Genomic DNA, 15,792 nt, shown 5'->3' with positions numbered 1-15,792 from the left:
ACGCCCGAGCCGCGGGGGCGCGGACCCCGGGCCGCACCGGCCCGTCCGGCCCGGCCCGCCCCCGGCGTCGTGGACTTCCTGGAGTACGGACATGACCAGCACCACCGACCGGGCACCGGCGGACACCGGACCGCAGGCCCGTGAGGTCGAGCTGCTCATCGGCGGCATGACCTGCGCCTCCTGCGCGGCCCGCGTCGAGAAGAAGCTCAACCGCATGGACGGCGTCACCGCCACGGTCAACTACGCGACCGAGAAGGCCCGGGTGACCTGCCCCGCGGACCTGGACGTCGGCGACCTGATAGCCACCGTGGTGAGGACCGGGTACACCGCGCAGGAGCCCGTGCGGGAGGAGCCGCCGGCGGACGGCGCGGACGGGCCCGGGGCGGACCCCGAGCTGACGGCCCTGCGCCGGCGCCTCACCGTCTGCGCGCTCCTCGCCCTGCCCGTCGTCCTGCTCGCGATGGTTCCGGCCCTCCAGTTCGACCACTGGCAGTGGCTCTCCCTCACCCTCGCCGCGCCCGTGGTCGTCTGGGGCGGCCTGCCCTTCCACCGGGCCGCCTGGACGAACGCCCGGCACGGCGCGGCCACCATGGACACGCTGGTCTCGATCGGCACGCTGGCCGCCTTCGGCTGGTCCCTGTGGGCGCTGTTCCTCGGGGACGCGGGCATGCCGGGCATGCGGCACCCCTTCGAGCTCACCGTCGCGCGCGCGGACGGCGCCGCCACGATCTACCTGGAGGTCGCCGCCGGCGTCACCGCCTTCATCCTGCTCGGCCGCTGGCTGGAGGCCCGCTCCAAGCGCCGCGCGGGAGCCGCGCTGCGGGCCCTGATGGACCTGGGCGCCAAGGACGTGGCCGTCCTGCGGGACGGGCGCGAGGTGCGCGTCCCGGCGGACCGGCTGGCCGTCGGCGACCGGTTCGTCGTGCGCCCCGGCGAGAAGATCGCCACCGACGGCACCGTCGTCGAGGGCGGCAGCGCCGTGGACGCCTCAATGCTGACCGGCGAGTCCGTGCCGGTGGACGTCGCGGTCGGCGACGCGGTCACCGGGGCCACGGTCAACGCGGGCGGCCGGATCGTCGTCGAGGCCACCCGCGTCGGCGCCGACACCCGGCTCGCCCGGATGGCGAAGCTCGTGGAGGACGCGCAGAGCGGCAAGGCCGAGGTGCAGCGGCTGGCCGACCGGATCGCCGGCGTCTTCGTGCCGGCGGTGCTGCTGGTCGCGGCGGGCACGGCGGGGGCCTGGCTGGGCCTCACCGGGGACGCCGTCGCCGCGTTCACCGCCGCCGTCGCGGTGCTGATCATCGCCTGTCCGTGCGCCCTGGGCCTGGCCACCCCGACCGCGCTGATGGTGGGCACGGGACGCGGGGCGCAGCTCGGCATCCTCATCAAGGGCCCGGAGGTGCTGGAGTCCACCCGCCGGATCGACACCGTCGTGCTGGACAAGACGGGCACGGTCACCACCGGCCGGATGACCCTCCAGGAGGTGCACGCCGCCGACGGCACCGACGAGAAGGAGGTGCTGCGCCTCGCGGGCGCCCTGGAGCACGCCTCCGAGCACCCGGTCGCGCGGGCCGTCGCCGCGGGCGCCGAGGAGCGGATCGGGCCCCTGCCGCCGGCCGAGCACTTCGCGAGCGTCCCGGGAAGGGGCGTGCGCGGGCGCGTGGCGGGCCACGAGGTCGCCGTGGGGCGCCTCTTCGACGACCTGCCCGCGGAGCTGGCCCGCGCCCGGGAGGAGGCCGAGCGCGCCGGGCGCACGGCCGTCGTGGTCGGCTGGGACGGGGCGGCGCGCGGCGTCCTCGCCGTGGCGGACGCGGTCAAGGAGACCAGCGCCGAGGCGGTCCGCGCGCTGCGCGCGCTGGGCCTCACGCCGGTGCTGCTGACCGGGGACAACCGGACGGTCGCCGAGAGCGTGGCGCGCGGCGTCGGCATCGACCGGGTGATCTCCGAGGTGCTCCCCGAGGACAAGGTGGACGTCGTCCGGCGGCTGCAGGCCGAGGGGCGGTGCGTCGCCATGGTGGGCGACGGGGTCAACGACGCGGCCGCGCTGGCCGCCGCCGACCTGGGTCTGGCGATGGGCACCGGCACGGACGCGGCGATCGAGGCCGGGGACCTGACGCTGGTCCGCGGCGACCTGCGGGCGGCGGCGGACGCGATCCGCCTGTCGCGCCGGACGCTGGCCACGATCAAGGGCAACCTGGTGTGGGCCTTCGGGTACAACGTGGCCGCGCTGCCGCTGGCCGCCGCCGGCCTGCTGAACCCGATGATCGCCGGGGCGGCGATGGCCTTCTCGTCGGTGTTCGTGGTGACCAACAGCCTGCGGCTGCGGGCATTCCGCTGACCCGGCACCGGGACGGCGCCGGAACGGGATTCATCGCCGCGGAACCGGGAGCCGCTATGGAGTCCGGTACGACCCTCACATAAGCTCTTCACAAGCCTTGCGCATCATCCTTACGCTTGGACCTCGTTCGCCGTACCCGGTACTTGCGTACCTAACGGACAAATGCAAGAGACGCAGATCACAGTGATGTGAACGTAACCATCGAAGGGGTTCGAAGGTCTAAGTTGGCGATGTCGGGCAGCGTCTTGGGGGGCGCTTCCTGGCATCTGAGGATGTCTTGGGGGACTTCCTCAGAGGTGCGTTGCCGGGACACGTACACCGGGAAGCTTTGAGCGGCCCTCCCGACGTGCGCTGTCCCGGCAGACCGCACAGCACGACGGCATCACCCGAGCGCGACGAGTTTTGCTCGTTTCGCTCACACAGCGATTCAGGCGCTGTCTTCAGACGCCCGGCCGGATCCCGTGGGGGGAATCCGCACCGGGACATGGGAAGGCGCCCTGGTCGCCGGCCCGTGGGGGGACCGGCGCCAGGGCGCCTTCTGCTGCGTGCGGGACCGCTCGGGCCCGACCCGGCGGGTCAGGCCCGGCGGGTCAGGCCCGGCGGCCGGCGGTCAGCGCTCCTCGACCGGCACGAAGTCGCGCTGGACGACACCCGTGTAGATCTGGCGGGGGCGGCCGATGCGCGAGCCCGGCTCCTTGATCATCTCGTGCCACTGGGCGATCCAGCCCGGCAGGCGGCCGAGGGCGAACAGGACCGTGAACATCTCGGTCGGGAAGCCCATGGCCCGGTAGATCAGGCCGGTGTAGAAGTCGACGTTCGGGTAGAGGCTGCGCGAGACGAAGTAGTCGTCGGAGAGCGCGTGCTCCTCCAGCTTCAGCGCAATGTCCAGCAGCTCGTCGGACTTGCCGAGGGCGGACAGCACGTCGTGCGCGGCGGCCTTGATGATCTTGGCGCGCGGGTCGAAGTTCTTGTAGACCCGGTGGCCGAAGCCCATCAGGCGGACGCCGTCCTCCTTGTTCTTCACCTTGCGGATGAAGGAGTCCACGTCGCCGCCGGAGTCGCGGATGCCCTCCAGCATCTCCAGCACGGACTGGTTGGCGCCGCCGTGCAGCGGGCCCCACAGCGCGTTGATGCCGGCGGAGATCGAGGCGAACATGTTCGCCTGCGAGGAGCCGACCAGGCGGACGGTGGAGGTCGAACAGTTCTGCTCGTGGTCCGCGTGCAGGATGAGCAGCTTGTCCAGGGCGGAGACCACGATCGGGTCGAGCTCGTACTCCTGGGCGGGGACCGAGAAGGTCATGCGCAGGAAGTTCTCGACGTAGCCGAGGTCGTTGCGCGGGTAGACGAACGGGTGGCCGATCGACTTCTTGTACGCGTAGGCAGCGATCGTCGGGAGCTTGGCGAGCAGGCGGATCGTGGAGAGGTTGCGCTGCCGCTCGTCGAACGGGTTGTGGCTGTCCTGGTAGAAGGTGGACAGCGCGGAGACGACCGACGACAGCATGGCCATCGGGTGGGCGTCGCGCGGGAAGCCCCGGTAGAAGTTCTTGACGTCCTCGTGCAGCAGGGTGTGCTGCGTGATGTCGTTCTTGAACGCGGTGAGCTGGTCGACGGTCGGCAGCTCGCCGTTGATGAGCAGGTAGGCGACCTCCAGGAAGGTGGAGCGCTCCGCCAGCTGCTCGATCGGGTAGCCGCGGTACCGCAGGATGCCCTGCTCGCCGTCGAGGTAGGTGATGCCGGATTTGTAGGCGGCGGTATTGCCGTAGCCGCTGTCCAGCGTCACCAGACCGGTCTGGGCGCGGAGCTTGCCGATGTCGAAGCCCTTGTCACCGACGGTGCTGTCGATCACCGGGTAGGTGTACTCGTTGCCGTCGTACCGCAGTACTACAGAGTTGTCGCTCACGTCTTCCCTCACCGACGTTGTGCCTCATCTTCGAGGTGCCCTGACTGTCTCTACCATCCCCCACTTGGCTCAGGAGAGTGCACTCGGGGTCGACCATCGGGCCTATTGGCGGCACTCAGTGCCGTCAACTTGCTCATCCTGCCCCTTGTGTTCCCCTTGGGGAAGTGCCTTGTGACCTTCACGACTCGTTTGATCGATCATTTTTTCCGGGGGGCCGCTCCGGAGGGCGATTTGCGGCGGATCGACCGGCGGCGGTCCGGGGCCGGCCCGCCGGTCAGGATCCGGCGAGCCGGAAGTCCAGGGCCGTGCAGCGCCGGCCCGCCGACACCGTGCGCACCGCCTGCCCGATCGCCTTGCGGGAGCCGACGAGGACCACCAGCCGCTTGGCGCGGGTGACCGCCGTGTAGAGCAGGTTGCGCTGGAGCATCATCCAGGCGCCCGTGGTCACCGGGATGACGACCGCCGGGTACTCGCTGCCCTGCGAGCGGTGGATGGTCACGGCGTACGCGTGGGCCAGCTCGTCCAGCTCGTCGAACTCGTACGGCACCTCCTCGTCCTCGTCCGTCAGCACCGTCAGGCGCTGGTCGACCGGGTCGAGCGCGGTGACCACGCCCACGGTGCCGTTGAAGACACCGTTCTTGCCCTTGTCGTAATTGTTGCGAATCTGGGTCACCTTGTCGCCGACGCGGAAGACCCGGCCGCCGAACCGCTTCTCGGGCAGGTCGGGGCGGCCCGGGGTGACGGCCTGCTGGAGCAGGCCGTTGAGCGTGCCGGCGCCCGCCGGGCCCCGGTGCATCGGCGCCAGCACCTGCACGTCCCGGCGCGGGTCGAGGCCGAACTTGGCCGGAATCCGCCGGGCCGCGACGTCCACCGTGAGCCGCCCGGCGGCCTCCGTGTCCTCCTCGACGAAGAGGAAGAAGTCCTTCATGCCGTCGGTGACCGGGTGCTGTCCGGCGTTGATGCGGTGCGCGTTGGTCACCACGCCCGACTGCTGGGCCTGGCGGAAGACGCGGGTCAGGCGCACGGCCGGGACCGGGCCGCCGTCGGCCAGCAGGTCCCGCAGGACCTCGCCGGCGCCGACGCTGGGCAGCTGGTCCACGTCGCCGACGAACAGCAGGTGCGCGCCCGGCGGCACCGCCTTGACGAGCTTGTTGGCGAGCAGCAGGTCCAGCATGGAGGCCTCGTCGACCACCACCAGGTCGGCGTCGAGCGGACGGTCCCGGTCGTAGGCGGCGTCGCCGCCGGGCTTGAGCTCCAGCAGGCGGTGGACGGTGGAGGCCTCGGCCCCGGTCAGCTCCGACAGGCGCTTGGCGGCCCGGCCGGTCGGCGCGGCCAGCACCACCTTGGCCTGCTTGGCACGGGCCAGCTCCACGACCGAGCGGACCGTGAAGGACTTGCCGCAGCCCGGGCCGCCGGTGAGGACCGCGACCTTCTCGGTGAGGGCGAGCCGGACGGCCGCCTCCTGCTCCGGCGCGAGGTCGGCCCCCGTACGCCCCTTGAGCCAGGTCAGCGCCCGGCCCCAGTCCACGTCCCGGAAGCCCGGCATCCGGTCCTCCTCGGTGCGCAGCAGGCGCAAGAGCTGGGCGGAGAGGGAGAGTTCGGCGCGGTGGAAGGGGACGAGGTAGATCGCGGTGACGGGCTCGCCGCCGTCGGGACCGGGGACCTTCTCGCGTACGACGCCGGGGTCCTCGCCGTCCTCCGGCGGCACGGCCAGCTCGGCGAGGCACTCGATGACCAGGCCCGTGTCGACCTGGAGCAGCTTGACCGCGTCCTTGATCAACTGCTCCTCGGGCAGGTAGCAGTGGCCCTGGTCGGCGGACTGGGACAGGGCGTACTGCAGACCCGCCTTGACGCGCTCGGGGCTGTCGTGCGGGATGCCGACGGACTGGGCGATCCTGTCCGCGGTGAGGAAGCCGATGCCCCAGACGTCGGCGGCCAGCCGGTAGGGCTGGTTCTTCACCACGGAGATCGAGGCGTCGCCGTACTTCTTGTAGATCCGCACGGCGATCGACGTGGACACCTCCACCGTCTGGAGGAAGAGCATGACCTCCTTGATCGCCTTCTGCTCCTCCCAGGCGTCGGCGATCTTCTTCGTCCGCTTCGGGCCGAGCCCGGGGACCTCGATCAGCCGCTTCGGCTCCTCCTCGATGATCCGGAGGGTGTCCGTCCCGAAGTGCTGGGTGATGCGGTCGGCGAAGACCGGGCCGATGCCCTTGACCAGGCCGGAGCCGAGGTAGCGGCGGATGCCCTGGACGGTGGCGGGCAGGACCGTCGTGTAGTTCTCGACGTGGAACTGCTTCCCGTACTGCGGGTGCGAGCCCCAGCGGCCCTCCATGCGCAGGGACTCGCCGACCTGGGCGCCGAGCAGCGCGCCGACGACCGTGAGCAGGTCGCCCGCGCCTCGGCCGGTGTCGACCCGGGCGACCGTGTAGCCGTTCTCCTCGTTGGCGTACGTGATGCGCTCCAGCACGCCTTCGAGGACGGCGAGCCGTCGTTCGCCGGTGGGGTTCCCCGACTGGTTGGTCATGATCCGACGGTACCGGTGGGGTGTGACAAGCCCGCGGCTCAGTTCCTCTTCAGGGCTTCGAGGAAGGGGGCGAAGACGGAGACGGGGAAGGCGAGAGCGGCTCGGGCGGGGGCTTTCGAGTCACGGAGAAGGACGTGGGTGGGGGTGGTGGCGATCTCTACGCACTCGTTGCCGTCGCCCGGGCCCGAGTAGGACGACTTCCGCCAGTTGTCGGGGGTGTCCATGGCAACTCAGAGCTCCTTCGCCAGCCTGCGGATGAAGTCGCGCGACTGTCCGGGGTCAAGTGACGCGGCCTCCACCTTACGAAAACTCGTTCGGTAGGTGTTGATCTGAGCCTCGGAATCGAGGAAGGCGGACCCGTGCAGCGCGTCCCGGACCACGGTGTCCAGTTTGGGCAGCGGGCCGCCCACGTAGCTCATCGTGCTCGACGCGCTCGCGAAGTCGTCCCGGTCCAGGGGCACGACGCGCACGGTGATGTGGCTTGCCTCGGACAGTTCGGCAAGCCGCTTGAGCTGGGCTCTCGAGGCGGCACGGTCGCTGACCCTGATCCGCAGCGCGGCCTCGTGGATCACCGCTTCGTACGGGATGGTGAACTGCTGGCGCTCCTTACGGTGCTGGATGCGCAACTCGATCTCCTCGCCGGTCAGTTCGGGCAGCCGGGACGAGAAGACGGCACGCGAGTACTCCTCCGTCTGCAGCAGGCCCGGCACGTACAGAATCGCGACGTGCCGCAGGAACCGGGCATGGTGTTCCAGCTCGGACAGGTCCAGGAACGACGTGGGCAGCAGGCCCCGGTACTTCTCCCACCAGCCGCGCGTCCGGTCGGTGGCCATCGCCACCAAGGCGTCGACGAACTCCTCGTCGGTACAGGCGTAGTGAGAGGCGAGGCGACGGACGCGCTGCTCGCTCACGCCCGCGAGCGCGGACTCGATGTGGGTGATCTGGGCCGGGCTCACGCCGAGGAGTGAGGCTGCCTGCCGGGAGGTGAGCCCCGCGGCCTCGCGCAGTCTGCGCAGCTCGGTCGCCAGCCGCATCTGACGCGCCGTGGGCTCTCGTCTCTTCACCATCGGCCGCTTCCTCCCAACACGCCCGTGGGCGTGACTCGTTCGGCGTCAGATTACGCGACCGACTTGCAGCGTCCCTACATTTAGATCTACCGTCGGTGACACAGCGATCACTCTACGGAAGCGCACCGCGCCCTCCTGCCAGGACGGCTGCGGCATGCCACCGCCCGTCCCCACGACTCCCCACCGAACGAACGGAGTTGACGCATGCCCGAAAACGAGGCCTGGGAGTACTCCCTCCACATCCCCAACGATCCCCGCGCCGTCACCGTCAGCCGCCGCACCCTCCGCCTGATCCTCACCCTGCACGGACTGATCCGCCTCGTCGACGTGGCCGAACTGCCGGCGGCCGAGCTGGTCTCCAACGCCGTGCGCCACACCGAGGGACCCGCCGCCCTCCGGGTCCGGTGGTCGCCGCCGGGCACGCTGCGGATCGGAGCGTGGGACGCGGACCCCCAACCCCCCGGGCCGCCCTTGCCGTTCACCGGAACGGGGGAACTGGAGAACGGGCGGGGGCTCGCGCTCGTACGGGCCTGCTCCGCCCTGTGGGGGTGGCAGCCGTCGGCCCGGTTCGGGGACCGGGGGAAGTACGTGTGGTGCGAACTGGAGGCCGCGTGATGGTCGGCTCCTCGCACGAGGCCCTGCACCGCATCTTCCAGAAGGACCCGGCCCTGCTGACCCGGGCGTTACAGCGGGTGCTGCACGTGCCGTTCCCCGAACCCCGGGAGATCGCCGCGCTGAACGTGGACCTGACGGAGATCGAACCGGTCGAACGCCGGATGGACACACTGCTGCGGGCGGAGACGGACGAGGGGACCTACCTCCTCGTGGTCGAGTCGCAGGGGAAGGCGGACGAGCGGAAACGGGGCAGTTGGCCCTACTACCTGTCCTACCTCTACGAGAAGTACCGGTGCGAGCCGGTGCTCATCGTCATCACCCAGAGCAGCGCCACGGCGAAGTGGGCCGCCCGGCCCATCCGGTTCGGGTTCCCGGGCTGGAACTCCCTGACCGTGCGGCCGCTCGTCCTGGGCCCGGACAACGTCCCGGTGATCGCCGACGAGCGGCAGGCCGAGCGGGACGTACCCCTCGCGGTGCTCTCGGCCATGACACACGGGCGCGGCCCGCAGGCCCCGGCCATACTGGAATCGCTGGCGTCCGCCCTGCGGACCATCGACTCCGACAGTGCCGCGGTCTTCGTGCAGTTCGTCGACTCGTGCCTGGCCGACCCCCAGGCGAAGCAGATGTGGAGGGACCTGATGACGGCGATCCAGTACTTCTGGCGACACCCGCTGGCGGAGCAGGTACGCGAGGAAGGCCGGGAGGAAGGCCGGGAAGAGGGCCGTCTCGAGGACCGCCGGCAGATGGTGCTCAGCATCCTGGAGTGGCGCGGCATCCCGGTGCCCGACACCGACCGGCAGCGCGTCGACGCCTGCACCGACCTCGGCCGGCTGGAGACCTGGGCCCAGCGGGCCGTCCACGCCACGGACGCGGCCCAGGTGTTCGCCGCCGGATGACCGGTGGACGCGGGCCGGCCGGGCGTCTCGTCCGCCGGCCCCGTCCCGCCCCCAGGCGAAGCAGATACGGAGGGACCCGATGACGGCGATCCAGTACTTCTGGCGACACCCGCTGGCGGAGCAGGTGCGCGAGGAAGGCCGGGAAGAGGGCCGGGAGGAAGGCCGAGAGGGAGGCCGTCTCGAGGACCGCCGGCAGATGGTGCTCAGCATCCTGGAGTGGCGCGGCATCCCGGTGCCCGACACCGACCGGCAGCGCGTCGACACCTGCACCGACCTCGGCCGGCTGGAGACCTGGGCCCAGCGGGCCGTCCACGCCACGGACGCGGCCCAGGTGTTCGCCGCCGGGTGAGCGACCTCCTCGGTCGTGGAACAGGCCGTTCAGGGTCAGGGCCATGGCCGCGCGCTGCGAGGGCCCGGGGCGCAGAGCGCGCACCCCGGGCCCCGCTCATCTGAGCGCCCTTCATCACGATCCGGTCTCGGGTGGTGGTTGAGGGCTTGATTGACGCCCGTGTAATCGATTCCAATCCTCCCTGTCGTCGATGTAATCGATTCCACGAGGAGGTGGGGCGGCGATGGCGAGCATCAAGGACGTCGCCGCCGCGGCGGGCGTCTCCGTCGCGACGGTCTCGCGCGTCCTGAACGAGCACCCGTCGGTCAGCACGGACGCGCGCACGCGCGTGCTGGCCGCCGTCGAGGCCCTGGGCTACCGCCCGAACGCCGTCGCCCGCTCCCTGCGCACCGACCAGACCCGCACCCTCGGCCTGGTCATCAGCGACGTCATGAACCCCTACTTCACCGAACTGGCCCGGTCCGTGGAGGAGGAGGCCCGCGCGCTCGGCTACAGCGTGATCATCGGCAACGCCGACGAGCGGCCCGACCTCCAGGACCACCACGTACGGACCCTGCTGGACCGCCGGATCGACGGTCTGCTGGTCTCCCCCACCGACGGCGGGTCGCCGCTGATGCTGGACGCCGCGCGCGCGGGAACGCCGATGGTGTTCGTCGACCGGTGGATCCCGGGCGTGGACGTGCCGGTCGTCCGGGCGGACGGGCGGGACGCGGTGCGGGCCCTCGTGGCGCACCTGCACGGGCTCGGGCACCGGCGGCTCGCGATCATCGCGGGCCCCGCGGCGACCACCACCGGCCGGGAGCGCGTCGAGGCGTTCCGGGAGGCGCTGGCCGCGTACGGACTGGACCTCCCGGACGCCTACATCGGCCAGGGCGACTTCCAGGCCGGCAGCGGCCGCCGGGTCACCGAGGGATTCCTCGACCTGCCCGAGCCGCCCGAGGCCGTCTTCGCCGCCGACAACCTGATGGCGCTCGGCGCGCTGGACGCGGTCCGCGCGCGCGGGCTGCGCGTCCCCGACGACATCGCGCTGGCCGCGTTCGACGACATCCGGTGGTTCGTGCACACCGATCCGCCGGTCACCGCGATCGCCCAGCCCACCGGCGAGCTGGGGCGGGCCGCCGTGCGCGCGCTGGTCGCCCTGATCGAGGGGCGGCCCGGCGAGTCCGTGACCCTCCCCGCCCGGCTCGTGGTGCGCCGCTCGTGCGGCGAGCCCGGCCCCGCACTGTCCCCCGTACGAAGGAGTACGACGTGAGCGACCCGGACGAGTTGCTGCGCATCGAGGGCATCCGCAAGACCTTTCCCGGCGTGGTCGCGCTCGACGGCGTCGACTTCGACCTGCGCCGCGGCGAGGTGCACGTGCTGCTCGGCGAGAACGGCGCCGGCAAGAGCACCCTCATCAAGACGCTGTCGGGCGCCCACACGCCCGACTCCGGGCGGATCCTGGTCCGCGGCGAACAGGTGCGCATCCAGGGCGCGCAGGACGCCGAGCGGCTCGGCATCGCCACCATCTACCAGGAGTTCAACCTGGTGCCGGACCTGACGGTCGCGGAGAACATCTTCCTGGGGCGGCAGCCGCGCCGCTTCGGGATGATCGACCGCCGGCGGATGGAGGCCGAGGCCGCCGTCCTGCTGGAGCGGGTCGGGGTGACCGTGTCGCCCCGCGCGCGGGTGCGGGACCTCGGCATCGCGCGCCTGCAGATGGTGGAGATCGCCAAGGCGCTGAGCCTGGACGCGCGCGTGCTCATCATGGACGAGCCGACCGCCGTGCTCACCTCCGAGGAGGTGGACCGGCTCTTCGCGATCGTGCGCAGGCTGCGCGCGGACGGCGTCGGGATCGTGTTCATCACCCACCACCTGGAGGAGATCGCCGCCCTCGGCGACCGGGTGACCGTCATCCGCGACGGCCGCAGCGTCGGCCAGGTGCCCGCGTCCACGCCCGAGGACGAGCTGGTCCGGCTCATGGTCGGGCGGTCGATCGAGCAGCAGTACCCGCGCGAGCGGCCCGCCGCCGGTGAGCCGCTGCTCCGGGTCGAGGGGCTGACCCGCGACGGCGTCTTCCACGACGTGGGCTTCGAGGTGCGCGCCGGCGAGGTCGTCGGCATCGCGGGCCTGGTCGGCGCCGGCCGTACGGAGGTGGTGCGGGCGGTGTTCGGCGCCGATCCGTACGACGCGGGCACGGTGACGGTGGCGGGCACGCCGCTCAGGCGCCACGACGTGGGCGCGGCGCTGGCGGCGGGCGTCGGGCTGGTGCCCGAGGACCGCAAGGGCCAGGGACTCGTGCTGGACGCCTCGGTGGCGGAGAACCTCGGCCTGGTGACGCTGCGGTCGGCGACCCGCGCGGGCCTCGTCGACCTCAAGGGACAGCGCGAGGCCGCCGCCCGGATCGCCGGGCAGCTCGGCGTGCGGATGGCGGGGCTCGGGCAGCACGTGCGCACCCTCTCCGGCGGCAACCAGCAGAAGGTCGTCATCGGCAAGTGGCTGCTGGCCGACACCAGGGTGCTGATCCTCGACGAGCCGACGCGCGGCATCGACGTCGGCGCCAAGGTCGAGATCTACCAGCTGATCAACGAACTGACCGCGCAGGGCGCCGCCGTCCTGATGATCTCCAGCGACCTGCCCGAGGTGCTGGGCATGAGCGACCGGGTGCTGGTGATGGCGCAGGGCCGGATCGCGGGCGAGCTCGCGGCCGGCGAGGCCACGCAGGACGCCGTGATGGCACTCGCCGTCAGCACGCCCGGCACCGGAACCACGACTGAGAAGGAGGCCCCCCGTGGCCGCTGACACGCTCAAGAGCACGACGGGCGCGGCCGGCGCCGGGGGCCTGCGCCGCCTCCTGCTCGACAACGGCGCGCTGACCGCGCTCATCGTGCTGGTCGTCGCCATGTCGGCGCTGTCCGGCGACTTCCTGACCGCCGACAACCTGCTGAACGTCGGCGTCCAGGCGGCCGTCACCGCGATCCTCGCCTTCGGCGTCACCTTCGTGATCGTCTCGGCGGGCATCGACCTGTCGGTGGGTTCGGTGGCCGCGCTGTCGGCGACGGTCCTCGCCTGGAGCGCGACCTCCCAGGGCGTCCCGGTCCCGCTGGCCGTGCTCCTGGCCGTCGTGACCGGCATCGCGTGCGGTGTGGTCAACGGCTTCCTGGTCTCGTACGGCAAACTGCCGCCGTTCATCGCGACGCTGGCCATGCTGTCGGTGGCGCGCGGCCTGTCCCTGGTGATCTCGCAGGGCTCGCCCATCGCGTTCCCGGACTCGGTCTCGCACCTCGGGGACACGCTGGGCGGCTGGCTGCCGGTGCCGGTGCTCGTGATGGTCGTCGTGGGCCTGCTCACGGCGTTCGTGCTGGGCCGGACCTACCTCGGCCGGTCGATGTACGCGATCGGCGGCAACGAGGAGGCGGCCCGGCTGTCCGGCCTGCGGGTGAAGCGGCAGAAGCTCGCCGTCTACGCCCTGTCGGGCCTGTTCGCCGCCGCCGCGGGCATCGTGCTGGCCGCCCGGCTCTCCTCGGCGCAGCCGCAGGCCGCCCAGGGCTACGAGCTGGACGCGATCGCCGCGGTCGTCATCGGCGGCGCCTCCCTCGCGGGCGGCACCGGCAAGGCGTCGGGCACGCTGATCGGCGCGCTGATCCTGGCGGTGCTGCGCAACGGCCTCAACCTGCTGTCGGTGTCGGCGTTCTGGCAGCAGGTCGTGATCGGTGTCGTCATCGCGCTGGCGGTCCTGCTGGACACGGTGCGGCGCAAGGCGGGGGCCACGCCGGCCGCGGCCGGCGCGCCGGGCGGCGGGAAGGGCCGGCAGGCGGCGACGTACGTGCTGGCCGCGGTGGTCGCGGCCGCGGTGGTGGGCGCGATGTCGTTCCTGCACGGCGGCTCCCCGCAGGCGAGGACGCAGAAGATCGGCCTGTCGCTGTCCACCCTCAACAACCCCTTCTTCGTGCAGATCCGGGCCGGCGCCGAGGCCGAGGCGAAGCGGCGGGGCGTGGACCTGACGGTCACCGACGCCCAGAACGACGCCTCCCAGCAGGCCAACCAGCTGCAGAACTTCACCAGCGAGGGCCTCGGCTCGATCATCGTCAACCCGGTGGACTCGGACGCGGCCGGCCCGTCGGTCCGCTCCGCGAACCGGGCCGACATCCCCGTCGTCGCCGTCGACCGGGGCGTCAGCGAGGCCGACACGGCGGCGCTGATCGCCTCCGACAACGTCGAGGGCGGCCGGCTGGGCGCCGAGGCGCTCGCCGAGAAGCTCGGCGGCAAGGGCACCATCGTCATCCTCCAGGGGCAGGCCGGCACCTCCGCCAGCCGGGAGCGCGGCGCGGGCTTCGCCGAGGGCCTGAAGGCCTACCCGGGCATCGAGGTGGTCGCGCGGCAGCCCGCGGACTTCGACCGCACCAAGGGCCTGGACGTCATGACCAACCTCCTCCAGGCCCACCCGGACGTCGACGGCGTCTTCGCCGAGAACGACGAGATGGCGCTCGGCGCGATCAAGGCGCTGGGCTCCAGGGCCGGGAAGTCGGTGCAGGTCGTCGGGTTCGACGGCACGCCTGACGGGCTCAAGGCGGTCGAGGCGGGCACGCTGTACGCGTCCGTCGCGCAGCAGCCGAGGGAACTGGGCAGGATCGCGGTCGCCAACGCGCTGCGCGCGGCCGACGGCGGCAGGACCGCCGAGACGGTGAAGGTGCCGGTGAAGGTGGTCACCGAGGAGAACGTGGCCGGCTTCGGCGGCTGACGCCCCGACCCACCCCTACAGGGAGACGCTTCATGTACGACTACGACCTCCTGGTCGTGGGGTCGGCCAACGCCGACCTGGTGATCGGTGTCGAGCGCCGGCCCGGCCCCGGCGAGACGGTGCTCGGTTCCGACCTGGCCGTCCACCCGGGCGGCAAGGGCGCGAACCAGGCGGTCGCCGCCGCCCGGCTCGGGGCCCGTACGGCCCTGCTGGCCCGGGTCGGCGACGACGGGCACGGCCGGCTGCTGCTGGACTCGCAGCGGGCGGCCGGGGTCGACACGGTGGGCGTCCTGGTGGGCGGTGCGCCGACCGGGGTCGCGCTGATCACGGTGGACCCGTCCGGGGACAACAGCATCGTCGTGTCGCCGGGCGCCAACGGCCGGCTGACGCCGCAGGACGTCCGCGCGGCCGGGAGCCTGTTCCAGGCGTCCCGGGTGGTCTCGGCGCAGCTGGAGATCCCGCTGGAGACGGTCGTGGAGGTGGTGCGGAACCTGGCGCCGGGCAGCCGGTTCGTGCTGAACCCGTCGCCGCCGCGCCCGCTGCCCGTAGAGGTGCTGGCCGCCTGCGACCCGCTGATCGTCAACGAGCACGAGGCGCGGGTGATCCTCGGGGAGGCCCGGGTGGGGGACGCCCCGGAGGACTGGGCGCGGGTGCTGCTCGCGAAGGGGCCGCGGTCGGTGGTGGTGACGCTGGGCGCCGAGGGGGCGCTGGTGGCGTCCTCCCGGGGTGTCACGCGGGTGCCGTCCGTGCGGGTGCCCGCCGTGGACACCACGGGCGCGGGCGACGCGTTCACCGCCGCGCTCGCCTTCCGGCTGGGCGCGGGCGCGTCCCTCGCCGACGCGGCGGCGTACGCGGCCCGGGTGGGCGCGGCGGCCGTCACCCGGCAGGGCGCGCAGGACTCCTTCCCGACCGCGGAGGAGGTCGCCGCGCTGTGAAGAAGGGCGGAATCCTGAATCGTCACCTCTCCGGCGCGCTGGCCGAGCTGGGCCACGGGGACGGGGTACTGGTGTGCGACGCCGGCATGCCCGTACCGGTGGGGCCGCGCGTCGTGGACCTGGCCTTCCGGGCCGGGGTGCCGTCGTTCGCCGAGGTGCTGGACGGCCTGCTGGCCGAGCTGGTGGTGGAGGGCGCGACGGCGGCGGCGGAGGTCGAGGCGGCGAACGGCCCGGCGGCGGCCCTGCTGGCGGAGCGGTTCCCCGCGCTGGAGCTGGTCCCCCACGCGCGCCTCAAGGAGCTGTCGGCCGGGGCGCGGCTCGTCGTGCGGACCGGGGAGGCACGGCCGTACGCGAACGTGCTGCTGCGGTGCGGGGTCTTCTTCTGAGGCCGAGGCACCCCGGCGTGCTTCGAGGGGGCCCGGCCCGTCGGCCGTGCCCCCTCGGT

12 protein-coding genes and 1 pseudogene are annotated in these 15,792 nt (G+C 72.3%); 9 read left to right on the top strand and 4 right to left on the bottom strand.

The genetic code is table 11. The annotated features are described in order from the left end of the window. The first annotated feature begins 91 nt into the window (after positions 1 to 91). Positions 92 to 2,338, top strand: coding sequence for a heavy metal translocating P-type ATPase (locus ACIF8T_RS00990; RefSeq protein WP_400029791.1), 2,247 nt, complete (start codon positions 92 to 94; stop codon positions 2,336 to 2,338). Positions 2,339 to 2,948: 610 nt separating this feature from the next. On the opposite strand, the gene ACIF8T_RS00985 is transcribed toward ACIF8T_RS00990, so the two are convergent. The 4 genes from ACIF8T_RS00985 to ACIF8T_RS00970 all read right to left on the bottom strand — a co-directional run bounded on the left by ACIF8T_RS00985 (position 2,949) and on the right by ACIF8T_RS00970 (position 7,832). Then, positions 2,949 to 4,238 carry a citrate synthase gene (locus tag ACIF8T_RS00985; RefSeq protein ID WP_400029789.1) on the bottom strand — a complete coding sequence of 430 codons (1,290 nt, stop codon included), beginning with the start codon at positions 4,236 to 4,238 and terminating at the stop codon, positions 2,949 to 2,951. A 274-nt stretch (positions 4,239 to 4,512) separates the two neighbouring features. Further along, positions 4,513 to 6,765 carry an ATP-dependent RecD-like DNA helicase gene (locus ACIF8T_RS00980; protein ID WP_400029787.1) on the bottom strand — a complete coding sequence of 751 codons (2,253 nt, stop codon included), beginning with the start codon at positions 6,763 to 6,765 and terminating at the stop codon, positions 4,513 to 4,515. Positions 6,766 to 6,803: 38 nt separating this feature from the next. Further along, complete coding sequence (locus tag ACIF8T_RS00975) at positions 6,804 to 6,989, bottom strand: DUF397 domain-containing protein (RefSeq protein ID WP_400029785.1); 186 nt, start codon at positions 6,987 to 6,989, stop codon at positions 6,804 to 6,806. A gap of 6 nt (positions 6,990 to 6,995) precedes the next feature. Beyond that, positions 6,996 to 7,832, bottom strand: coding sequence for a helix-turn-helix domain-containing protein (locus ACIF8T_RS00970; protein ID WP_400029783.1), 837 nt, complete (start codon positions 7,830 to 7,832; stop codon positions 6,996 to 6,998). Positions 7,833 to 8,036: 204 nt separating this feature from the next. Here ACIF8T_RS00970 and ACIF8T_RS00965 point away from each other — a divergent pair, with 204 nt between their 5' ends. The 8 genes and pseudogenes from ACIF8T_RS00965 to rbsD all read left to right on the top strand — a co-directional run bounded on the left by ACIF8T_RS00965 (position 8,037) and on the right by rbsD (position 15,733). Further along, positions 8,037 to 8,447: an ATP-binding protein gene (locus ACIF8T_RS00965; RefSeq protein WP_400029781.1), complete on the top strand. Its 411-nt coding sequence runs from the start codon at positions 8,037 to 8,039 to the stop codon at positions 8,445 to 8,447. Then, on the top strand, positions 8,447 to 9,343 hold the full coding sequence (locus tag ACIF8T_RS00960; protein ID WP_400031438.1) for a hypothetical protein: 897 nt from the start codon (positions 8,447 to 8,449) through the stop codon (positions 9,341 to 9,343). The genes ACIF8T_RS00965 and ACIF8T_RS00960 overlap by 1 nt, the downstream gene beginning before the upstream one ends. A gap of 82 nt (positions 9,344 to 9,425) precedes the next feature. Then, a pseudogene (locus ACIF8T_RS00955) lies at positions 9,426 to 9,692 on the top strand (hypothetical protein); the annotation flags it as partial. Positions 9,693 to 9,915: 223 nt separating this feature from the next. Next, positions 9,916 to 10,944, top strand: a complete 1,029-nt coding sequence (locus ACIF8T_RS00950; protein ID WP_400029779.1) for a LacI family DNA-binding transcriptional regulator — start codon at positions 9,916 to 9,918, stop codon at positions 10,942 to 10,944. Further along, positions 10,941 to 12,473: a sugar ABC transporter ATP-binding protein gene (locus ACIF8T_RS00945; RefSeq protein ID WP_400029777.1), complete on the top strand. Its 1,533-nt coding sequence runs from the start codon at positions 10,941 to 10,943 to the stop codon at positions 12,471 to 12,473. The genes ACIF8T_RS00950 and ACIF8T_RS00945 overlap by 4 nt, the downstream gene beginning before the upstream one ends. Continuing rightward, the gene (locus tag ACIF8T_RS00940; protein ID WP_400029775.1) at positions 12,463 to 14,412 is read left to right on the top strand and encodes a substrate-binding domain-containing protein; all 1,950 of its coding nucleotides are present in this window, start codon (positions 12,463 to 12,465) and stop codon (positions 14,410 to 14,412) included. The genes ACIF8T_RS00945 and ACIF8T_RS00940 overlap by 11 nt, the downstream gene beginning before the upstream one ends. A 32-nt stretch (positions 14,413 to 14,444) precedes the next feature. Next, positions 14,445 to 15,347: a ribokinase gene (locus ACIF8T_RS00935; RefSeq protein ID WP_400029773.1), complete on the top strand. Its 903-nt coding sequence runs from the start codon at positions 14,445 to 14,447 to the stop codon at positions 15,345 to 15,347. Further along, positions 15,344 to 15,733: a D-ribose pyranase gene (gene rbsD, locus ACIF8T_RS00930; protein WP_400029771.1), complete on the top strand. Its 390-nt coding sequence runs from the start codon at positions 15,344 to 15,346 to the stop codon at positions 15,731 to 15,733. The genes ACIF8T_RS00935 and rbsD overlap by 4 nt, the downstream gene beginning before the upstream one ends. Positions 15,734 to 15,792 lie beyond the last annotated feature (59 nt).

Origin of the sequence: Streptomyces sp. NPDC085946 (genome assembly GCF_044540485.1) — a bacterium.
Lineage (GTDB): Bacteria > Actinomycetota > Actinomycetes > Streptomycetales > Streptomycetaceae > Streptomyces.
Note: the sequence above shows the minus strand (reverse complement) of the source record. Positions and strands in the feature narration are given on the sequence as shown.